General features: G+C 68.8%; 15 protein-coding genes and 2 pseudogenes. 10 read left to right on the forward strand and 7 right to left on the reverse strand.

The annotated features are described in order from the left end of the window. Positions 1-88 precede the first annotated feature (88 nt). The 3 genes from F1193_RS10115 to F1193_RS10125 all read right to left on the reverse strand — a co-directional run bounded on the left by F1193_RS10115 (position 89) and on the right by F1193_RS10125 (position 3007). Positions 89-652, reverse strand: coding sequence for a hypothetical protein (locus F1193_RS10115; RefSeq protein WP_170263514.1), 564 nt, complete (start codon positions 650-652; stop codon positions 89-91). Positions 653-1049: 397 nt separating this feature from the next. Beyond that, positions 1050-2315: a CsgG/HfaB family protein gene (locus tag F1193_RS10120; protein ID WP_210247346.1), complete on the reverse strand. Its 1266-nt coding sequence runs from the start codon at positions 2313-2315 to the stop codon at positions 1050-1052. A gap of 236 nt (positions 2316-2551) precedes the next feature. After that, the gene (locus tag F1193_RS10125; protein ID WP_170263516.1) at positions 2552-3007 is read right to left on the reverse strand and encodes a curli assembly protein CsgF; all 456 of its coding nucleotides are present in this window, start codon (positions 3005-3007) and stop codon (positions 2552-2554) included. 1134 nt (positions 3008-4141) lie between these two features. Between F1193_RS10125 and F1193_RS10130 the strand changes: the two genes are divergently transcribed. From F1193_RS10130 to F1193_RS10145, 4 genes and pseudogenes are all read left to right on the forward strand, one after another. Beyond that, entirely contained in the window at positions 4142-5464 is a 1323-nt protein-coding gene (locus tag F1193_RS10130) for an ABC1 kinase family protein (RefSeq protein ID WP_150097564.1), read from the forward strand. Between the two features lie 146 nt (positions 5465-5610). After that, a complete protein-coding gene (locus F1193_RS10135) occupies positions 5611-6285 on the forward strand; it encodes a class I SAM-dependent methyltransferase (protein ID WP_150097565.1) in 675 nt (224 codons plus the stop codon). Between the two features lie 154 nt (positions 6286-6439). Beyond that, a pseudogene (locus F1193_RS10140) lies at positions 6440-7060 on the forward strand (acetate uptake transporter); the annotation flags it as partial. A gap of 39 nt (positions 7061-7099) precedes the next feature. Beyond that, on the forward strand, positions 7100-7651 hold the full coding sequence (locus F1193_RS10145; RefSeq protein WP_150097567.1) for a cache domain-containing protein: 552 nt from the start codon (positions 7100-7102) through the stop codon (positions 7649-7651). A gap of 174 nt (positions 7652-7825) precedes the next feature. On the opposite strand, the gene F1193_RS10150 is transcribed toward F1193_RS10145, so the two are convergent. Continuing rightward, complete coding sequence (locus F1193_RS10150; protein ID WP_150097568.1) at positions 7826-8350, reverse strand: hypothetical protein; 525 nt, start codon at positions 8348-8350, stop codon at positions 7826-7828. Positions 8351-8619: 269 nt separating this feature from the next. Continuing rightward, positions 8620-10122, reverse strand: coding sequence for a helicase HerA domain-containing protein (locus F1193_RS10155; protein ID WP_246164282.1), 1503 nt, complete (start codon positions 10120-10122; stop codon positions 8620-8622). A 389-nt stretch (positions 10123-10511) separates the two neighbouring features. Between F1193_RS10155 and purT the strand changes: the two genes are divergently transcribed. Further along, positions 10512-11693 carry a formate-dependent phosphoribosylglycinamide formyltransferase gene (gene purT / locus F1193_RS10160; RefSeq protein ID WP_150097570.1) on the forward strand — a complete coding sequence of 394 codons (1182 nt, stop codon included), beginning with the start codon at positions 10512-10514 and terminating at the stop codon, positions 11691-11693. 176 nt (positions 11694-11869) lie between these two features. After that, complete coding sequence (locus F1193_RS10165) at positions 11870-14629, forward strand: phosphoenolpyruvate carboxylase (RefSeq protein WP_150097571.1); 2760 nt, start codon at positions 11870-11872, stop codon at positions 14627-14629. Between the two features lie 19 nt (positions 14630-14648). Here F1193_RS10165 and F1193_RS10170 read toward each other — a convergent pair whose 3' ends face one another. Next, a complete protein-coding gene (locus F1193_RS10170; RefSeq protein ID WP_150097572.1) occupies positions 14649-15656 on the reverse strand; it encodes a LacI family DNA-binding transcriptional regulator in 1008 nt (335 codons plus the stop codon). Positions 15657-15823: 167 nt separating this feature from the next. Here F1193_RS10170 and ptsP point away from each other — a divergent pair, with 167 nt between their 5' ends. From ptsP to F1193_RS10190, 4 genes and pseudogenes are all read left to right on the forward strand, one after another. After that, positions 15824-18373: a phosphoenolpyruvate--protein phosphotransferase gene (gene ptsP, locus F1193_RS10175; RefSeq protein ID WP_150097573.1), complete on the forward strand. Its 2550-nt coding sequence runs from the start codon at positions 15824-15826 to the stop codon at positions 18371-18373. Next, positions 18370-19326 (forward strand): 1-phosphofructokinase, encoded by a 957-nt coding sequence (pfkB, locus tag F1193_RS10180; RefSeq protein ID WP_150097574.1) that lies wholly within the window; start codon positions 18370-18372, stop codon positions 19324-19326. The genes ptsP and pfkB overlap by 4 nt, the downstream gene beginning before the upstream one ends. 172 nt (positions 19327-19498) lie before the next feature. After that, positions 19499-21256 carry a PTS fructose transporter subunit IIC gene (locus tag F1193_RS10185; RefSeq protein ID WP_150097575.1) on the forward strand — a complete coding sequence of 586 codons (1758 nt, stop codon included), beginning with the start codon at positions 19499-19501 and terminating at the stop codon, positions 21254-21256. 65 nt (positions 21257-21321) lie between these two features. Continuing rightward, positions 21322-21537 (forward strand): annotated as a pseudogene (locus tag F1193_RS10190) (transposase); the annotation flags it as partial. Positions 21538-21547: 10 nt separating this feature from the next. On the opposite strand, the gene F1193_RS10195 reads toward F1193_RS10190, so the two are convergent. Continuing rightward, positions 21548-21964, reverse strand: coding sequence for an HU family DNA-binding protein (locus F1193_RS10195; protein ID WP_150097576.1), 417 nt, complete (start codon positions 21962-21964; stop codon positions 21548-21550). Positions 21965-22183 lie beyond the last annotated feature (219 nt).

A 22183-nucleotide genomic window follows, 5' to 3' on the forward strand; every position in this document is an offset into this window, starting at 1 on the left:
TGTTGTCCCGGGCGAACGTGCGCGCAATCGCTCCCGAAAACGGGAGGCGGGCGAACGTCACGCCCGCCTCCGCTCCCGGCGCGCTGCGTCAGTTCTGAGTGACGGTGGCGGTGTTGAGATTGCCCTGCTGGAGCACGGTCGAGGTGTTGGTGACCTCAGTGCCGCTCTGGCCGATGGTGGCGGTGTTGCCGTCGCCCGTTTGGGTCACGGTCGAGGTGTTCATGTTGCCATCACCGCCCTGGATGACCGTTGCGATATTTCCGGCGCCGCCGCTCTGGTCGATAGTGGAGTCGTTAGTGCTTCCATCGCCGCTCTGGGTCACGTCAGCCGTGTTGGCGCCGTCCTGCGTGATCGTGGAGGTGTTGATCGTGGCGCCGCTGCCGCTCTGATCCACATCCGCAATGCTGCCGTCACCGGTCTGCGTCACGGTCGAGTCATTTTCGGCACCCGTGCCGCCCTGAACGACGGTCGCCTGGCCGTTAGTGACCTGATCGATGTCCGACGTATTCGTGTTGCCGCCGGTCGCGGTCTGAGTGACGCCGGCCGTGTTGCCGTCGCCAATCTGGTCAATGGTCGACGTGCTGCTTCCAGCAAACGCCGGCGCGGACAAAGCGAGAACGAGGGCGACGGCCGTCGCGGTCATCCTGGTCATTGTTGAGTCTCCCATGTATTTTGGGGTGGTCCGCTGTCCAGGCCCCTTCGGGGGTGGTCAGCGTATTGCCAAGGAGAGCGTTGCGGACCGGAGTTGCATCCCCGCCACGCCCTTTGCGAAACGGACCTGTCGCCGATGCCAGTCGGCCGGCAGGTCCGCCCCCCGTCGTCAGACGGAGCCCGTGTGGCCCTTGCGGGCCGAAACTGCGATATCGGCGATCCGCCCGCGGCGCGGCCAACGCGCCCCCAGGCGAACACGGCCACGACTCCGGCGCCCGACCCCGCTGCGGGGCGTTCGCGCTCGGCGCTCGTGACATAGCGGACCAGCACACTCCGCCCCTGGTCCCGGTGCTTGCGGAGACCGGCGGCGTGCGCGGCGGACTGTCGGATCGCGCGCCTCATTGGACCGTCTCCGCGACACGTGGCGCGTCCTCGCTCGTCTCCGTCGCGGCCTCCGCGCGCAACTCGGACGCTGTGAAAGGCGTCTCCCACTGGCTCTGCGATGTGATGGCCAGCGCCCGGCCCTTGCCGTCCTTCGCCACCTTGGCGGGTGTCGCCGGCTGTCGCGTGCTCGCCTGCTTTGCCGTCCTGCCGGCTGCGCCCGAGGTTGGTGCCGGCGTGGTGCGCGCACCATTGCTAACGGCCGGCTGCGGCGCGGCTGCGGGCGGGTTTGCCGGCGCCGCGGCCGTGGCGGCAGCGGGTGCAGGCGCCGTCGTGCCAGCGACGTCGGACGCCGCTTTCTCCCCACCGGCATCGGCGGCGTCCGCCGGCTGTTCGCCCTCGCTCTGGTTCGCCTGCGGGTGCACCGTGCTGGAGACCAGCCACTGCTCGGTATCGAGATCCTGGATCGCCTGCGACTGGAACGCCTTGTCGCGGAAGGACCACACGTTCCGCGCCGCCCCTTCGACGATCATGGCGTAGACGGCCTTCTCGATCGCCTGCTGCACGGCGATCTGCTTCGGCTCGTTGGTCGAGAAGCCGGCTTCCGCGTCCAGGATCTTGTCGATCGCCACGTACTTGAATGCGCCGCCACGCACCGCGATCGACACGATCGTCTTGTGCGACACCACCGACAGCAGGACCTCGCCGGTCTTGGTGCTGACAACCCGCAGATAGACCGTGACCGTGTCCTCGCGGTATTGAACGTCGCCGCCCACGCCCAGGTATTTCGCCCCGATCCCGCCGGTACGCACATTGCTGTCGAAGCCGATGATGCCGCCTTCGAGCAGCACGCCCGCGAACAGCAGCGGCGGCAAGGCCTTCGGATTGACCGAGCGCTCGCCGAGATACAGGTTGCGCATATCGGCGATGATGCGGCGTTCCTTCAGCAGGTTGTCGAGCTTCTCGCGCTCCACCACCATGAACCAGCTGCCATTGCCGGCATCCTGCAGGGACTTGATGATGACCGACGTCGCGCCCTGCGTGACGGCGCGCGACAGCTGCTGGACCGTCTCGGCCGGTTTGAACTGGCCCGTCTGGTCCGTATAGGAATAGACGGCGACGGCGACCTTCTGCGCCGGCGGCGGCAACTCGCGCAGCTTGGCGTTGATCCGCGTGACCGGGTTGAGGACAGGCGGCAGGATGCCTTCATTCGGCTTGGCAAGGGTCTCGGCGACCGGCCCGGCGCAGCCGCCAGCCACCAGAAGACACAGCAAAGCCGCCATTAGACGCCCCATCCCTACACCTGCAACGACTGACAAGAGTTCGGTTCACCCGTTCGTTCGGCCTCATACGGTTTCCGGCCGATCAGGCCGGAGAACCGCATTCCGATCGCCGAAAATCCCGTTTCTGAACAAAGGGTTTTCGGCGAGATCGTTTCCGGTATCCCGAAGGGATCGACCGGAAACCGTATCAAAGGCGCGCGCACCCGTGCTTGGCCGTGGCGCGCCTCTGCCGCCGTCTACTGCGTGATCGTCGGGATGATGATTTCGCTGATCTGGCCGGTTTGCAGGTCGGTGACCAGCAAGCGGACTTCCGTGCCGGTATTGGTCCAGCTCACTTCCTGGTCATCGAACTTGATGCGCCCCTGGTCCTGGGCGTTCTCGCCGAAAATCGCCTCCGAGACCTGCGACGCCAGGCTCGAATAGAGCCGAGTCTGCAGCATCTGGATGAAACGATCCGACATCGAAGTCGCGGTTTGCCGAGCGGCCGCCGCATCAGCCTTGGCCTTATACTCGTTCTGCGCGTTCGCGAGACCGAAGAGATGAGACGAATTGAGCGGACTGCCGCCGAATGACGGACTGGTGGGCGTGTAAACAAGCTCCGAGGCGAGAGCGCTCGGAGCGCTGATCGAGAGGACAACTCCACCTGCGACCGCAACGCCGGCAATAAGGTGCCGCAACGAGTAGCCCCGCAACGAAAAGCTCCGTAACGACATGCTTCCCCCCGTTTGGCCGCAGTGATCGGTTGCGCGAATCTTGATTAAACGTAACCAATGCGTGCGAAACCGATCAACGCGTTAGTGTTTCGTTAGCCAATTAATGTTGCGTCGATACTAAAAAGTTTAAGTGTCGCATATTTGCCACGCCTATGTTCGCACTTGCACTCCGCCTAGACAGTCGAATGCGCGCGGCGCAACCTCGAAGTATTTAATTTATACAAAAATAACTAATATAAGTTGCCTACATCAACATATGGTTGCAGCCGAAGATGGTTCGCCCAGAGGATCGGGCGATCGGGCGATCGGGTCATGCTGCGCACAGCGAGACGCCTCGCAGAGGGGCCGGCCTGCTGCCGTCTATTCGGGCGGGGTCGCCGAGATGCCAGATCCTCCCCGCCGAGCGCAAAGTCCGCGAGCAGGCCGCTGAAATCTCCATGCGGACGCGGCGCCTTTCGCAATGCTGTGTGGGGATGCTGGGCGTGGTGGCCGCCTTCGCCGGCCATGCCGAGTTGGACATCCGCGCCGGGCACAGGGCGATCCTCATCACCACATGTGTCCGCCGTGCTGGTCTGCATGGTGCTGGCGGCGCCGAATCCGGCGAACGGCGTCCGTCCCAGCATACCGCCGTTCGATGCCCGCCGGACAGGCGCCGTCACCAAGTCCACAACCAAATCATGTAGATTTTATGCGCCGCGCGTTCAATTCGCCGACGTGACGCTCAGTTTCCTGCGGGAAAAGGCTCCCCGGAACTGAACCGCCTTCCGTGATTTAGTCACCGACAATTATCGGCGCGATATGTTGTGTTGGACAGGATGCCTTTTCAATTCCGCAACTGCCCCCTTGTCCAAGGACTTTTGCGTCATGATGTGAACGGGGAATGGTCGCGTTGGCTGCGGATGTTGACGTGATGGACGGGCGCAGGGTGGCGACGGTCTCCACCGGCGTAACCGATCCGACCGCCGCTGCGCTCGCATCCGGCGGCTGGCCCCGGTCCTGCCGCTACGGCACCACGCCCGCGACCACGGCAGCGACGTCTGCCGCTGCGGGGCCTGTTCCTGACCTTGCCCCATCCCCACATCTCCCACTCTGCACGCCCCGAAGGAGCCCCCGATGCCTCAACGTAAGATCGTCACCAAGGCCCTGCCCGTGCCCACGTCGCGCCTGTCGCGCATGGCCAGGCTGGGCGGGCTCGCCTCCTCCATCGCGGGCAACGTTGCCACCGAAGCCGCGCGGCAGTTGGCGCGCGGCCAGCGCCCGCGCATGGAGAACCTGCTGCTCACCCCCGCCAATGCGATGAAGGTCGCCGACCAGCTCGCGCGGATGCGCGGGGCGGCGATGAAGGTGGGCCAGCTGATGTCGATGGACGCAGGCGACGTGCTGCCGCCGGAACTGGCGCAGATCTTCGCCCGCCTGCGCGCCGACGCCCATCACATGCCCTGGCCGCAACTGAAGCGAGTGCTGGCCCAGGCTTGGGGCCCCGACTGGCGGAGCCGGTTCGAGACCTTCGATGTCCATCCCCTCGCTGCGGCCTCGATCGGCCAGGTCCACCGGGCGCGAACCAAGGATGGCCGCGACCTGGCGATCAAGGTGCAGTACCCCGGCGTCCGCCGCAGCATCGATTCCGACGTGGACAACGTCGCCTCGCTGATCCGCGTCGCCGGGATGCTGCCGCGGCACGTGGATATCGCCCCCATGCTGGCCGAGGCCAAGCGCCAGCTGCACGAGGAGGCGGATTACGAGCGCGAGGGCCGCTGCCTCTCGCAATTCGGCGCGCTGCTCGCCGACCGGCCCGAGTTCCGCGTGCCCGAGCTGCACCCCGACCTGACGACGCAGAACGTGCTGGCGATGGCCTATGTCGAGGGCAGTCCGGTGGACGACCTCGCCACCGCGTCGCAGGCCGAGCGCAACCGGGTGATGACGCTGCTGATCGACCTGCTCTTCCGCGAGCTGTTCGAGTTCCGCTTGATGCAGACCGACCCGAACTTCGCCAACTACCGTTATGTGCCCGGGACCGGGCAGGTGATCCTTCTCGACTTCGGAGCCACCCGCGCCTTCCCCGACGATTTCGCCAACCACTTCCGCCGCCTCGTGCGCGCAGGGCTCGCGGGCGACCGCGACGGCATCCGCGCGGCCGCGATGGAGATCGGCTTCCTGGCCGACGACACGCCCGCGCGCCTGGAGCAGGCCATGCTGGAGATGTTCGAGATGTCGCTCGAACCGCTGCGGCGAAATGCGCCCTTCGACTTCGGCGCCACGGACCTGGCGATGCGGATGCGCCAGTCGGGCATGGCCATGGCCGAGGATCACAGGCATGTCCGCATCCCGCCGATGGACACGTTCTTCCTGCAGCGCAAGTTCGGCGGCATCTACCTGCTTGCCACGCGGATGCGGGCGCAGGTCAATTTGCGCGCCCAGCTCGAACCGCTTCTTTGATACGAGATCCGGCTGATCGAGCCGGGGTTTCGCATTCCGTTCGCCGGGATCCCGGTCTCCACGACGGGTTTTCGGCGAGTCTGCGTCCGGGGATCACGGCGTGATCACCCGGAAACCGTCTGATGATACGTCGGGAGCGACCCGCAATGGCCAAGGCCGGACACGTCAAGTTCTGGGACAGGATCGCCGACCGCTACGCCGCGCGGCCGGTCAAGGATCCGGCGGCCTATGAGGCGATGCTGGCCGACGCCGCCGGTCGGCTCGGACCTACCGACCGGGTGCTGGAGATCGGCTGCGGCACGGGCTCGACCGCGATCCGCCTTGCGCCCCACGTGGCGGCGTGGACGGCGACGGACTTCTCGCCCGAAATGCTGCGCATCGCCCGCGCCAAGCCCGCGCCGGAGAACCTCCGCTTCGTGCTCGCCGACGCCGGGAACGCCTTCGACGGCGGCCCCTTCGACGCCATCTGCGCCTTCCAGGTGCTGCATCTGGTGGGCGACCTCCCCGGCACGCTCTCCGGCATCCACGCGAACCTGAAGCCCGGCGGCCTGATGATCGCCAAGACCTGGTGCTTCGCCGAAATGGGGCTCAAGCTGCGCAGCCTGTTCCTGGCCTTGCGCGTGCTCGGCATGTTTCCGTCCGCCAAGGCGCTGACGAAGATCGCGCTGCGCCAGGCCATCCGCGACGCCGGCTTCGAGATCGAGGACGAGCGCGTCTTCGGCACGAACCCCCACGGCCCCTACATCGTCGCCCGCAAGCCCAGCCGTTTTGAGGGTGCCATCCGATCCGATCGCATCGGGTCGGACGCTCCAAGCCTCTGAGTTGGCGCAGTCTCCGCGAAGCCGGTTGCCGGTTCTGCGGCGCATGCCCTGGCCCATCCGACGAAAGTCTTTCGGCTCGTCGCTTGCGGTGCACAACGCGCTGGCCTAGTCGTCGCCGGTCGATAGTTTCACCCGGTTTCGTGCGCAAAGCGACCCAAGGAATTCCAGCATGGCAGAACAGAAACTCGGCAATCCGGCCGTCGTCGGATTGGCCGGATTTGGCCTCACGACGATGGTCCTGCAGTTCCACAATGTCGGCTGGATGGGCCTCGGCCCGGTGATCTGGCTCGGCCTGATCTTCGGCGGGCTGGCGCAGATGATTGCCGGTCTGCAGGAGATGAAGACCGGCAACAATTTCGGCTATTGCGCCTTCACGGCCTATGGCTGCTTCTGGATCGCGCTGGCGGCCATGCTGATCGGCAACCAATACAATCTCTACGTCTCCAGCAAGACCGACGTGGGCTGGTTCCTGATCGCCTGGACGCTGTTCACCGCGATCCTCTGGATCGGCTCGATGCGGATCTCGAGCGCGCTCGCCCTCACCTTCACGCTGCTGCTCGTCGGCTTCATCCTGCTCGACCTCGCCCATTTCGGCTTCCCGGCGCTCACCGTGGTGGCCGGCTACGAGCTGATGGCCTGCGCCGCGATGGCCTGGTACATCATGGCCCACCTGATCTTCGCCGACGTGTTCGGCCGCGACGTCCTCCCCGTCGGCAAGCCGTGGCTGCGCCCGCGCAGCACGCCTGCCGCCACCCTGAAGGCCGCCCAAGCCTGAGCGGCCCCGAGTCGCACACTCGATCATCGGAGAATCATCATGGGTGCAGGAAAACTGGTCGCGGCGCTCACCGTGGCCTCGACCCTCGCAATGGGCGGCATCGCCGCCGCCGGCGAGGATGCCGCAACGCCGGAGGAGGTGGTCGCCAAGGTGTCGGCGGCCTCGCGCTTCCTCCACGACAAGGGCGCGTCCGGCCTCGCCGAGTTCAACAGCAAGGACGGCCAGTGGGTGTGGAAGGACTCCTACGTGTTCGTCTACGACTGCCGTCTCGACCGGATGGTGGCGCACCCGCTGCGTCCGGATCTCGTCGGAAGGTCGGTGATGCAGATCACCGACAACAACGGCAAGTTCATCTTCAAGGAACTGTGCAAGGCCGGCGACAACAAGCGCGGCGGCTGGGTCGAGTATCTGTGGACCCGCCCGGGTGCCGGCAATGTCTCGCGCAAGATCACCTACGCGCTCGGCGCCGAAATGGCGTTCTCGAGCGGCCTCCAGGTGGCTGCCGGCGTGTACGACGACAAGGCGACCGCTGCCGAGCTCCTGGAACTGACCCAAAAGATGACGGACCCGACGAAATACCCGGCGCACTGACGCGCAGCCAGAGCGGCGTCCGATCTGATCGGAATACGGCTCGAAGGCTTGATCAGCCGGAAACCGTATGACCGCTTCAGATCGGACGCGTCCCAAGTCGTCGCGCCGGCGCCGCGTGCGTGCCGGCCGCCCCCCTGCCCGGCCTGCAATGCGCAACGTGCGGCACCCGCGGCGTCATTCTTCCGGTGGGGACCCGCCGATCAGCAGAATCGGGTCGCCGAGGGCGTCGCCGACAGGCGTTTGGTTCGGCTCTTGCAGCGCCTCGTCGGCGATCTGGCTTGCGGCGACCGCCGGCAGAGAGACGTGCGTCGCCTCGTCTATGCGGATGTTTCTGGCGCTGGAGAGCGGGCGCCCGGGCGCATAGCCCAATTTCGGCGGTGTCCAGAAATTGACCTGGATGCCGGTCCAGTCGACCTGCACGGGGTCAATTCCGATGCGGCGACCTGCATTGGCGTGGCTCGCGGGGCCGACGCCGACAGACTGTCCGATGGCGAAGTCGTAATGGTCTGACGAGGGCGACCACCAGGGGCGCACTTCGACGATGGCGCCACGACGCTCAAGCTCGGCTTTAAGCTGGAAGAGCGGGCCTGCGAACAATTCGTCACCGAGGCCCATATACAGGACACCGCGCGGGGCAGCGCCGGCAGGCATTGGCCACAACGCGGCAAGCACGGCGACGACAGCAGCCCCCCGCATCATTTCAGCACCTCATACGTCATACGTACCACGCCCAGGCCGATCATGCCGAGGCCGCGCACCGCGGCCAGTATAGCAGTTCGCGAGCTTGCGCCACGGTCGTCAATACGCACCGCAACGCCCCACCCATTCGCCAGCGCGACCCCTGGGAGCACGGCGGCCCCAGTCCCGCCGGCGGCCCGTCGCCCCCGCGGCGACGATCCCTCGCCGGCCTGCCCTCAGTGGCCGGCAGACCGTCCCCGTGTGCGCCGAGAAACTGCCGGCGACTGAGATCAACCCGCAAGCCGCTCGACCGCTCCGTCCCGGGCGGGGGCGGCGGGATCGCCGGCCAGCGTCTCCCAGCCGAGATCGGGAAGAACGGCGATGCGCGCGCCCTTCATGGTGTTGCGCAGCACGATCGCGCCCTGCCGGTCGAGCTGCTGGAGGCGGTTGCGGGCACGGCCGACCGATCGGGTGCCGCACATGCGCGCCACGTCGAGGTCGGACGGACAGGGCTCGCCGCGCATCGCGGCGTGCGCGAACAGCACGAACACGCCGCGCAGATCCGAAGGCACCGTGCGCGCCACATCGACGACGCGCCGCCACGCCTCGGTCGCGGCCTCCTCCGGCGTCACGCCTGCCCGGCCGTCCTCCAGCCAGCCGCGGAATTCGTCCAGCCCCGGCAGCGCGCCCGGCAGGCGCTGGATCCGGCAGCGGATCTGGAAATCCTGATAGAGTGCGCCCTCGGGACGCGAGCCGGTCTCGTCCGACACCATCTCGTGGACGATCTGCCGGCAGCGGTGGTCGCGCTCCTCGGCCGAGAGCATCGGCGTTGCGGATTCCTCGTCCGGGGCCGCGGCCTCCTCGGCCCGCGCGATCTCGGCGAAGATGTCGGTGGTGGACGGCGCCGGCGGCGGCTTGCGTTCGACGATTCGCGGCGCCGACACCGGCGCCGGCGCCAGGATCTCCTCGCTGTCGGCATCGGACATGTCGGGCGGCGGCATCAGTCGCGGCGTCACGCCGCGCGAGGCCGTCTCGACGCTGCCCACCTTGATCTGCACCGCGCGCCGGGCGATCGCCGGGCCGAGGCCGACGAAGCTGCCGCGCGGCAGGTCGCGGAACATCTCGGCCTGGCGGCGCTCCATGCCGAGAAGATCGGCGGCCCGCGCCATGTCGATGTCGAGCATGGTGCGCCCCATCAGGAAGTTCGAGGCTTCGGCGGCCACGTTCTTCGCCAGCTTGGCGAGGCGCTGGGTGGCGATGATGCCGGCGAGGCCGCGCTTGCGCCCCCGGCACATCAGATTGACCATCGCCGTCAAGGACACGCGCCGCGCCTCGTCGGACACGTCGCCCGAGGCCATCGGCGCGAACAACTGGGCCTCGTCGACCACGACCAGGGCGGGATACCAGTGGGCGCGCGGCGCCTCGAACAGCCCGTCGAGGAAGATCGCCGCCGCCCGCAATTGCAGGCTCTGCTCCAGATTTTCGAGATTGAGCACGACCGACACGCGGCGCTCGCGCACGCGCGCGGCAATGCAGTCGAGGTCCGCCTCGCTCCGATTGGCGTCGACGACGATGTGCTGGAACTTGTCCGCCAGAGAAACGAAGTCGCCCTCCGGGTCGATCACGATCTGCTGGACGTGCGGCGCGCTCTGCTCAAGAATTCGGCGCAGGAGGTGGGATTTTCCGGATCCGGAATTTCCTTGCACGAGCAGGCGGGTGGCCAGCAACTCTTCCAGGTCGATCGTTGCCGCCGCGCCACCGGCCGACGCCCCAAGAACAATTTCCAACGACACTCTCCCAGCACCGAAGGCCCATTGCCCGCGGAGCGCGGGACTTTGCCCCCGGGCGGGTGCCATCGGCAAGGCGTCGGGCCGGCTCATCCCCATCTGTGCGCCGATGTGACGCCCCAGCCGGCTTCATCGGATACCGCTGGCCGGTTCCAGAACGTCGCCTTGCGGCAGGTGATACGGTTTCCGGCCGATCGGGCCTTCGAGCCGTATTCCGATCGCCGAAAACCCCGTTATCGAACAAGGGTTTTCGGCGAGACCGTTTCCGGTATCCCGTAGGGATCAACCGGAAACCGTATGAAGCCCGCCCCTGTGGTCAGATCGGCAAAGCGTGTTCCGCACAGAATGTGCCTCGGCTATGGTCCGGCCGCGTGCTGATCGGGGGTGGGCCGGCCATGGCTTCCGTTGCGAAGGTTCTTCTGCTGGGCTCGGGCGAACTCGGCCGGGAATTCGTGATTTCCATCAAACGCCTGGGCGCCCATGTCGTCGCCTGCGATGCGTATGCCGGTGCGCCCGCCATGCAGGTCGCCGACGAGGCCGAGGTGTTCTCGATGCTCGACGGCGCGGCGCTGACCGCGGCGATCGACAAGCATCGGCCCGATCTGATCGTGCCGGAGGTCGAGGCCATCCGCACCGAGGTGCTGAGGGATTTCGAGGAAAAGGGCTTCAGCGTGGTGCCGTCGGCGCGGGCCACCATCATGACCATGAACCGCGACCGCATCCGCGAGGTGGCTGCCACCGAGCTCAAGCTGCCGACCTCCAGATACCGCTACGCCGAAACGCTTCCCGAGATGCGGGCAGCCGTCGACGAGATCGGCATCCCATGCGTGGTCAAGCCGGTGATGTCGTCATCGGGCAAGGGCCAGAGCACCGTGCGCAGCGCGGACGCCGTCGATGCCGCCTGGGCTTACGCCGTGGAGGGCATGCGCGGCGACCGCCAGCGGGTGATCGTCGAATCGTTCATCCCGTTCGACTACGAGATCACGCTGCTCACCATCCGCACCCGCGACGGCGTGATGTTCTGCCCGCCGATCGGCCACCGCCAGGAGCGCGGCGACTACCAGGAAAGCTGGCAGCCGGCGGCGATGTCGGCCGCGGCCATCGCCTCGGCTGAGGCCATGGCCAAGGCGGTGGTGGACAATCTCGGCGGCTATGGGCTGTTCGGCGTCGAATTCTTCGTCAAGGGCGAGGAGGTGATCTTCTCCGAGCTGTCGCCGCGCCCGCACGACACCGGCATGGTGACGCTGATCTCGCAGAACCTCACCGAGTTCGACCTGCACGCCCGCGCCATCCTCGGCCTGCCGATTCCCTCCATCACCCAGCACGGCCCCGCCGCCTCGGCGGTGATCCTGGCCGACCGCGACGCCGCCGACTTCTCGATCTCGGGGCTGGAGGCGGCGCTGCGCCCCACCGCACCGGGGGTGGATGTCGACGTGCGCATCTTCAACAAGCCGACCACCCGGCCCTACCGCCGCATGGGGGTGGCGTTGGCGTTGGCGCGGCACGGCGATGTCACGCTCGCCCGCGCCGCCGCCTGCGCGGCGGCGACAAAGGTGGCGCTGACCTATAGCGACTGATCCGCCGGCCGCCGAAAGATGCCGCTGCCAAGGCGGCCCGAGCCTTGTCCGATCCGGCCGCATCCGGTCGGATGATACTCTAGGCCTTTGAATTTCCGCATTTTCTCCCGCAGGATCGGTTCCCCCTCCTGCGGAAAATGCTCTACGGTTGAAGCCTGAATCGGAGCCCGCCCACCATGACCCGCGACGCCAACGCCCGCGACGCCAGTGCCAACAACGGCTCGATATCCGGCGGCTTCGCCAAGGTCGGCACCGACTTCGCCTATCTGCTCGACCTGTTCTGCCAGGTCGCCGACGAATCCAGCACGGCCGCCGGCGTCTCCGCCTTCATCCGCCAGTGTTTCGCGCCGGACCAGCCGGCGCCGCCGGCCGAGGCCGACGACAATGCCGAGCGGCGCTGCCAGGCGCTGTCGATCGCGTTCCAGCTCCTCAACATCGTCGAGGAGAACGCCGCCAACCAGATCCGCCGCAGCCGCGACGGCCAGCAGCGCGAGAGCGAGCCCGGGCTGTGGCTGACCGACCTGCGCGATCTTCTCGACCGCGGCTATTCGGAGGATGCCGTGCGCGGCGTGATCGCCGACGCCGCGCTCGAGCCGGTGCTCACCGCCCACCCCACCGAGGCCAAGCGCACCACGGTGCTGGAGCATCACCGCGCGCTCTATCTCCTGCTCTTGGAGCGCGAGGGCCGGGCCTTCACCGACGTCGAGTTCGCGATGTTCCAGCACCGCGTCAAGGCGGCGCTGGAACGGCTGTGGCGCACCGGCGAAATCTCGCTCGACCGCACCAAGCTGGAGAGCGAGATCCGCAACGTGCTGCACTATTTCGAGCACGTGTTCCCCGATGTCGTCGAGCTCTTGGACCAGCGCTTCCAGCAGGCGTGGCGCGCCACCTTCGCCAGCGACGCGCCGCCGATGCCGCAGATCGAATTCGGCACCTGGGTCGGCGGCGACCGCGACGGCCACCCGCTGGTGACGCCCGAGGTCACGCAATCCATGCTCGGCCGGCTGCGCCGCGGCGCGCTCGACGTGCTGCAGGCGCGGCTGGTCCAGCTCGCGGTGAAGCTGTCGTTCGCCGTGGATGACGGGCAGGCCCTGCCGCCCATGCTCCGTGCCCGTATCGACGAGCTTGCCGCGCTCCTGGGCGATGACGCCCCGCCCGCCTTGGCGCGCAATCCCGGCGAGCCGTGGCGGCAACTGATCAATCTGATGGTCGCGCGGCTGGAGCGCACCCGGGCTGCGCCCAATGACCCGGCGGCCTATGCCGCGGCCGCGGCGCTGGTTGCCGATCTCGGCATCCTCGAGGAGGCGGTGCGGCAGGCCGGCGCCCCGCACGTCGCCGAAACCGACGTGCGCCCGCTCGCCGCGCTGGCGCGCGCCTTCGGCTTCCATCTGGCGCGGCTCGATATCCGCCAGAACAGCGCCTATCACGACCGCGCCATCGCCGGGCTGCTCGGTGCCGCCGGCTTCGAGCGCACCGATTATCCCGACTGGAGCGAGGCGGAGAAGCTGGCGTTCCTCGAGCGCGAACTCTCGAGCCCGCGGCCATTCGCCTGCGTGCACCGCCAACTCGCCGGCGAGGCGGAGCTCACGGTGCGGCTGTTCCGGGCGTTGAGGAGCCACGCGGCCACGTTCGGCTATGCCGGCATCGGTCCGGTGATCGTCAGCATGACGCGCGGCGCGTCTGACCTGCTCGCGGTCTATCTGCTGGCGCGCGAGGCGGGGCTGATGGTCGACACGCCGGCCGGCGCGGCGTGCGAGCTGAGGGTGGCGCCGCTGTTCGAGACCATCGACGACCTCGACCGCAGCGATGGCATCCTTGATGCGTTCCTGGCCCACCCGATGACGCGGCGCACGCTCGATCACATCCGCATCCGCGACGGACGGCCGACGCCCGAATGCCTGGTGATGCTGGGCTACAGCGACAGCAACAAGGATGGCGGCATTCTCGCCAGCCAGTGGCACCTGCATCAGGCCGAAAGCCGCCTGATGCGCGTCGCCCGCCGCCATGGCGTCAGGCTCGAATTCTTCCACGGCCGCGGCGGCACCATCGGCCGTGGCGCCGGGCCGAGCCACGCCTTCCTCAAGGCGCTGCCTTCGGGCTCGCTCAGCGGGCGCATGGGCGTCACCGAGCAGGGCGAGGTGATCGCCCAGCGCTACGCCAACCGCGTCACTGCCACCTTCCACCTGGAGCGCATGATCGCCGGCCTGGTGCGCACCTCGCTGCTGCATCAGGCGGGCGAGGCGCCGCCGCACCCGCTGCACGGCGTGTGGGACGGCGTGGTGGCGCGCAGCCTTGCGGCCTATCGCAGCCTCGTCGAGGCGCCGGGCTTCATCACCTTCTTCCGGCAGGCGACGCCGATCGACGCCATCGAGGAGAGCCGCATCGGCTCGCGCCCGCCGCGCCGCACCGGCTCGGCGGGGCTTGCGGATCTGCGGGCGATTCCCTGGGTGTTCAGCTGGAGCCAGGCGCGTTTCCATCTGCCCGGCTGGTTCGGCGTCGGCAGCGCGCTGGCCGGGCTGGAAGCGGAGCAGCCGGAGGATTGGGCGGCGCTCAAGGCCGCGGCCGCCGACTGGCCGTTCTTGTCCTACGTGCTGCGCAACGTCGAGGCCAGCCTGCTGATGGCCGACCGCGAGATCATGACGCTCTATGCCGGCCTCGTCGAGGACGAGCGCCTGCGGCAAGACACGCTGGCGCGCATCTTCGCCGAGTTCGAGCGGGCACGCGCCCAGGTCGGCGCGCTGCTCGGCCAGCCTCTCGGCGAGGGCCGCCCCCGCCTCGTGCGCACGCGCCACACCCGGACGAGCGGGCTCGCCTGGCTGTCGGGCGAGCAGGTACGGCTGCTGCGCGCGTGGCGCCGGACCCGGGACGAAGACGCGCTGCAGGCGCTGCTGCTCACCGTCAACGCCATCGCCATGGGCCAGAAGACGACCGGCTGAGCCCGGGTCGGCCGCCTCGTCAGATCGCCGGTCGCGCGGTCCGCTCGCGCGCCGCGGACGAGCCTCGCACCACCAGCCGCGCGGCCAGCACCACCTGCCGCCGCGCCATGTCCGGCGTCCTGAGCCGCTCGAAGACCAGGTCCATCGCCGCCCGGCCGATCTCGGCCACCGGCTGCTCGATCACCGTCAGGCCCGGGCCGACCAGCTCCGTCCAGGTCTCGTTGTCGAAGCCGGCGATGGCGATGTCGCGCGGCGACTCGAGTCCGGCGCGCCGGGCCGCGCGATAGAGCCCGAGCAGCAAGAGGCCGTTCGACACCATCACCGCATCGGGCCGCGCGCCGGCCGCAAGCCGGCGCGTCAACTCGGCCTCGGCCGCCTCGGCCGTGGGGGGCAGGAAGCGGACGTCGGTGTCGAGCCCGTGCCGCGCCATCGCCGCCGCATAGCCGTCATGGCGCAGTTCGGCCGTCGACGATGTGTTGCCGAACAGCCCGAGGATCCGCCGATGCCCCTGGCCGACGAGATGATCGACGAGGACGCCTGCGGCCGACGCATTGTCGATCGTCACCGCATCGTGCGCCCCCGCTGGTCCCATGCGATCGACCAGCACGACGGGAAAGCTGAACTCCATGCGGCCGAGGCGTTCCGCCGTCGTGCGCGTCGGCGCGTAGATGAGGCCGGTGATCCGCTCTTCCTGCATCATGCGCAGGTACATCGCCTCGCGGGCCGGGTTCTCGTCGGTGTTGCACAGCACCACCCGCATGTCGGCGCCATAGGCCGCGTCCTCCACCGCCCGGCTGAGGGTGGTGAAGAACGGGTTGCGGATGTCGGAGACGATCAGCCCGATGGTGCGCGAATGCTGCGACCTGAGCCGCCGCGCCGCGAGGTTGGGGCGATATTGCGTGGCCTTGATCGCCGCCTCGACCTTCTGCCGGAGGTCGTCGCTCACCGGCCCGTTGCCGAGCACCCGCGACACGGTCGCCGGCGAGACCCCCGCCACGCGGGCCACGTCCTTGATCCCTACCGTCATATTCTGAAAACGTTCCCAATCGACAGACCCTGAAACGTCAGGGAACTGTGCATTTCAACATCAATACTGACAAGAGATTCCCATCTTGGCAATGCGATGGCCGTTGACAGCCACGTGAAAACGTTTTCAAATCCGTTTCAACAATGAACCCACGGGAGGGCTCGTCCATGGCCAACGCCACCATCACGAGCGCCACCGGCGCGACTGCCGCCACCTCGGCGCCGATCCTGTCGGCCGAACTGGTCCGCCTCGCCGCCCGCCCCGCCACCAAGGAGGCGGCGATCCGCGAGGCCGCCCAGATGCTGGTCGCCAGCGGCCGCATCGACCCCGCCTATGTCGACTCGATGATGCGCCGCGAGGCGGTGGCCAACACCTTCCTCGGCCACGGCGTGGTCATCCCCCACGGCATGGTCGAGGACCGCGGCCTTGTCCGGGAGAACGGCCTCGCCATCCTCCAGGTTCCGGACGGCGTCGCCTGGAACGAGGGCCAGACCGCCCGCCTCGTCGTCGCCATCGCCGCCCGCTCCGACGCCCACATCACCGTCCTGCGCCGCCTCACCAATCTGCTGCAGGACGAAGCCGCGCTCGACGCCCTGACGCGCACCACCGACGCGCGCGACATCATTGCCGCGCTCACCAGCGCCCCTGCGGAGGCGTCCGCTCCCGCCGCGCCGGCCATCGATCTCGCCAATCGTTTCGACTGGATCTGCGACTATCCGAGCGGCCTCCACGCCCGGCCGGCCGCCCATTGGGTCGACACCGCCCGCCGCAGCCGCGCCCGCATCCAGATCCGCGCCGGCGACGAGGTCGCCGACCCGCGCAATCTCGTCTCGCTGCTCCGGCTTGGCATCCGCAGCGGCGACCGCATCGTCGTCTCGGCGGAGGGCGACGGCGCCGCCGAGGCGCTCGCCGCGATGAAGGCCGCGATCACCGGCCTCACCCTCCAGGAGAAGACCGACGCCGCCAAGGCCGCGGCCAAGGCTGCCGCGGGCGCTGGCGCCGCGGCATGGACCCCGCCCGCCCCCATGCCGTCGATCCCCGGCATGTCCGCCGCGCCCGGCCTCGCCATCGGCCGCGTCCACGTGGTGCGCCCGGCCGAGGTGGCGGTCCCGGACCTGCCGCTCCCGCTCATCGAATCCGGCCGCCAGCTCGACGAGGCGATCATCGCCACCCGGCAGAAGCTCACCGTCCTGGCCGACGACACCGCCCGCCGGCTGGGCGCCTCGGAGGCCGGCATCTTCAAGGCCCAGGCCGAGTTCCTGGCCGACACCGACCTCATCACCCTCGCCTGCCAGCTCATGGTCGACGGCCACGGCCCGGCCTGGGCGTGGCAGGAGGCGGTGAGCCGCACCGCGGGCCGCCTCGCCGCCATGGGCAATCCGCTGCTCGCCGCCCGCGCCGCCGACCTACGCGACGTCGGCAACCGGGTGCTCGCCCATCTCGTGCCGGACCTCGCGACCACCGAAGCGCCACTTCCCGACGGCGACGTGCTCCTGATCGCCGACGACCTCACGCCGTCCGACACCGTCGGCCTCGACACCACCCGCATCGTCGGCCTCGTCACCGCGCGCGGCGGCCCGACCTCGCACACCGCCATCCTCGCCCGCACGCTCGGCCTGCCGGCCTTGGTCGCGGCCGGCGACGCGGCGCTCGACGTCGCCGAGGGCACCACCGCCATTCTCGACGGCGGCGGCGCCCGCCTCTGGCTCGACCCCAACGACGCGGCGATCGCGGCGGCCCGCACCCGTATCGAAGCCGACACCGAGCGCCGCCGTCGCGAGGCGGCGGACCGCGCCGCGCCGGCCGTCACCACCGACGGCCAGCGCATCGAGATCGCCGCCAACGCCAACACCCCCGACCAGGTCGCGCTCGCGCTCGATCTCGGCGCCGAGGGCGTCGGCCTGATGCGCACCGAGTTCCTGTTCCTTGAGCGCGGCGCCACGCCCACCGAGGACGAACAGGCCGAGATCTATACCGCCATGCTCGATGCGCTCGGCGACCGGCCGCTGATCGTGCGCGCCCTCGACATCGGCGGCGACAAGCAGGTCGCCCATCTCGACCTGCCGCACGAGGCGAACCCGTTCCTCGGCGTGCGCGGCGCCCGCCTGCTGCTGCGCCGCCCCGAGCTGATCGAGCCGCAACTGCGTGCGCTCTATCGCGCCGCGAAGAGCGGCCGCAAGCTGTCGATCATGTTCCCGATGATCACCTCGCTGCAGGAGATCGTCGCGCTGCGGGCCATCTGCGAGCGCATCCGCGCCGATCTCGATGCGCCTGGGGTGCCGCTCGGCATCATGGTCGAGGTGCCCTCGGCGGCGGTGCTCGCCGACGTCTTCGCCGCCCACGTCGACTTCTTCTCGATCGGCACCAACGACCTCACCCAATACGCGCTGGCCATCGACCGCCAGCATCCGGATCTGGCGGCGGAGGCCGACAGCCTCCACCCGGCGGTGCTGCGCCTGATCGCCGCCACCGTGAAGGGCGCGGCCGCCCACGGCCGCTGGGTCGGCGTCTGCGGCGGCATTGCCGGCGATCCGTTCGGCGCGTGCCTGCTCGCCGGCCTCGGCGTCGACGAGCTGTCGATGACCCCGCGCGACGTGCCCGCCGTCAAGGCGCGGCTGCGCTCCGCGACCTTTTCCGACCTGCAGCGCCTCGCCGCCGAAGCCCTGGCGGCGGACACCGCCGACCGCGTCCGCGCCCTCGACGGAGAACGGCGATGACCGAAGACCTCGCGCCCGATGTCGTCACGGTGACGCTCAACCCGGCGATCGACCTCACCGTCACGCTCGACCGCTTCGTCGTCGGCACCGTGCAGCGCGCCACCGCCGCCGTCTCGACCTGCGGCGGCAAGGGCATCAACGTCGCCGGCTGCCTCGCCGACTGGGGCGTCCGCGTCACTGCCACCGGCGTGCTCGGCCGCGCCAATGACGGCACCTTCGCCGAGTTCTTTGCCAGGAAGGGCATCGCCGACCGCTTCGTGCGCACCTCCGGCGAGACCCGCACCAACATCAAGATCGCCGACCGCACGAGCGGCGAAACCACCGACGTCAACCTGCCCGGCCTCATCATCCCGGACGCCGTCTTCGAGTCGGTGCGCAAGGCCCTGATGGACTCGGTCGCCCCCGGCCGCCCGGTGGTGCTCGCCGGCTCGCTGCCCGAGACGCTGCCCGCCACGGCGTGGGCCGAGATTGCCAATGACCTCAGCGGCCCCGGCGCCCGCGTCGTGCTCGACACCTCCGGCGCGCCGCTCGCCGCCGCGCTCAAGGCGGGCGTGCCGATCCACGCGGTGAAGCCCAACCGCGCCGAGCTTGAAGCGCTGGTCGGCCATCCGCTTGCCGGCGCTGGCGAACTGGTCGAGGCGGCACGCGCCCTGCTCGCCCGCGGCCTTGCGCTGGTGGTGGTCTCGCTCGGCGCCGAGGGCGCGCTGTTCGTCGATCGCGAGACGGCGCTCGCCGCGCGCCTGCCGGCCAGGACCGTGCTGTCCACGGTCGGCGCTGGCGACGCCATGGTGGCCGGCATCGTCGCAGCCCTCGTCGAAGACGCGCCGCTCGAACGCGTCGCCCGGCTCTCGACGGCGTTCGCCGCCTCGAAGCTCGATCGCATCGGCCCCTATCTCGGACCGGCCGAGGACATCGAGCGCCTCGCCACCGCCGTCAGCGTGACGTTGATCTGATACGGTTTCCGGTTGATCCCTTCGGGATACCGGAAACGATCTCGCCGAAAATCCCTTGTTCGATAACGGGATTTTCGACGATCGGAATGCGGTTCTCCGGCCTTGCAGGCCGGAAACCGCATGAACCGCCCAACCCGCAGCAAACGCGGGACCGAACGAACCGGAGGAGCCCATGTCGCCGTTGCCGTTGACGTCGCCCTTGATCGCGGTTGTCGGCGCGACCGACCGCCCCACCCAAGCGATGCTCGCCGCCCAGGCGTTGAAGAAGGCGGCCGCCACGCTCGGCCGCCCGCTCACCGTCGAGCTGCACGCCGGCGGCACCGTGTCCGGCGCCCTCGGTCCGGAGGCGATCGCCGCCGCCGGCACCGTGCTCCTGATCGGCGACGTCACCGGCGACGGACGCTTCGCCGGCAAGGAGACCGTGCACGTCACCTTGGACGCCGTGCTCACCGATCCCGGCGCCGTACTGTCCGGTGCTGCCGCCCCGGCCGCCGGCACCGCGAGCGGCCCCAGGAAGATCGTCGCCATCACCTCCTGCCCGACCGGCATCGCCCACACCTTCATGGCCGCCGAGGGCATCGAGCAGGGCGCCAAGGCGCTGGGCCACGCCGTCCGTGTCGAGACCCAGGGCTCGGTCGGCGCCCAGAACGCGCTGACATCTGAGGAGATCGCAGCGGCCAATGTCGTCATCATCGCCGCCGACACCAATGTCGATCTCGCCCGCTTCGCCGGCAAGCCGGTCTATTCGACCAACACCAAGGCCGCCATCGGCGACGGCAGGGCTTTGGTCGCCCGCGCCTTCGAAGAGGCCAGCATCCAAGGGGCGTCTGCCGCCGTCTCCGCCGATCTCGCCGGCCAGGTGGCCGCCGAGAAGTCCGCCCGCGCCACCGAGCGCAGCGGCGTCTACAAGCACCTGATGACCGGCGTCAGCTACATGCTGCCCTTCGTCATCGCCGGTGGCCTGCTCATCGCCATCGCCTTCGCGCTGGGCGGCATCTACGTCTATGACGACGCCCACAAGGACACGCTCGGCCACGCGCTGTTCGTCATCGGCGCCAAGGCCGGCTTCGCCCTGATGGTGCCGATGCTCGCCGGCTTCATTGCCTATTCGATCGCCGACCGGCCGGGCATCGCGCCGGGCGCCATCGGCGGCATGCTCGCCGGCATGATCGGCGCGGGCTTCCTCGGCGGCATCGTCGCCGGCTTCCTCGCCGGCTATGTCGTCAAGCTGCTCAACGACAACATCCACCTCGGCCGCAATCTCGACGGCCTGAAGCCGGTCCTGGTCCTGCCGCTCGCCGGCTCGGCCATTGTCGGCCTCTTGATGATCTACGTCATCGGCCAGCCGGTCGCCACGGCGCTGGCGGCGATGACCGCCTGGCTCAAGACCATGCAGACCGCCAACGCCGTGCTGCTGGGCGGGATCATCGGCGCGATGATGGCGTTCGACATGGGCGGCCCGGTCAACAAGGCGGCCTACACCTTCGCGACCGGCCTGATCGCCTCGGCCGACAACGCCGTCTACGGCCCGATGGCCGCCGCCATGGCCGCCGGCATGACCCCGCCGCTGGCGCTGGCGCTGGCCACCAAGGTATTCCCCGACCGTTTCTCGCCCGACGAGCGCGAGGCCGGCAACGCCGCCTTCTTCCTCGGCATCTCCTTCATCACCGAAGGCGCCATCCCCTTTGCCGCCAAGGATCCGGTCCGCGTCATCCCGGCCCTGATGGCGGGCTCGGCGACGGCCGGCATGATCTCGATGTATGTCGGCGCCGAGCTGAAGGTGCCGCATGGCGGCATCTTCGTGCTGCCGATCCCCAACGCCGTGACCCATGTCGGCGGCTACCTCGTCGCCCTCATCGCGGGGACCGTCATCTCGGCCTTGCTGCTGCGCGTCCTCAAGCCCAGGATGGAGGTGGCTCCGGCAATCTGAACAGGTCCGATGAGTGGCGTTTTCGCCTGTGAGCAGCCAAGCTGGCTTGGCGAACAGGAGAGACGATGCCGAGACGACCGCGCCGGAACCACGCCCCGGCTTTCAAAGCGAAGGTGGCGCTGGCCGCCATCAAGGGCGAGAAGACGCTCGCCGAGCTGGCGCAAGCGTTCGACGTCCACCCCAACCAGATCACGGCCTGGAAGGCTCAGCTTCTTGAAGGGGCTTCCGGGGTGTTCGGTGCGGAGCGCAAGACCGATCCGGCGACGCCGGCGCCGACCGTCGCCGCCGGCATCAAGGCGCGGCGGCGGACTTGAGCTTCGACAGCGCCCGGATCTTCACGCGCATGCTCGCCGGCTTCGCGGCGCCCTTCACCATTTCGCCGGTGGCCGGGTTGCGGACCAGCGTTCCAGCCCGGCGGGCCGGCACCTTGCGCAGAGTCACCTTGAGGAGACCCGGCAGGGTGAACTCGCCGACGCCGCGCGGATGGAGGGAGCCGAGCATCACGCTCTCCAGCGTGGCATAGACGGCGGCCGCGGTCTTGCGCGGCAGATCGTTCTGCTCCGCGAGGAGGTTGATCAGCGCCGCCTTCGTCATGGTCTCCTTGACTGGACGAATGGTCGATGCCGCCGGCTTGGCCCGCGTGCTCTTCGCGGCAGGCTTGCTGGTCTTCCGCGCCGCCGCCGGCTTCGTCGTCTTCGCCTTTGCCACCAAAGCTCTCCTTTGACTGAGGCGTCAAGCGCCTGGATGTCGAATCGAACGCGCGTCGTCTGCTATCGATACTTCGACAAAAGCGCAACAAGGAAGACTTGCATCATCAGGGCGATCGGGTGAAGAAAGGCGTGACAAGGTCCTGAAGTGCTGAATCTGTCGGTTCCTTCGATTCGGATGCGGAGGATGGGCGATGGAGCCAGCGGAACCGGACTTTGC

This window comes from Blastochloris sulfoviridis (assembly GCF_008630065.1).
Lineage (GTDB): Bacteria > Pseudomonadota > Alphaproteobacteria > Rhizobiales > Xanthobacteraceae > Blastochloris > Blastochloris sulfoviridis.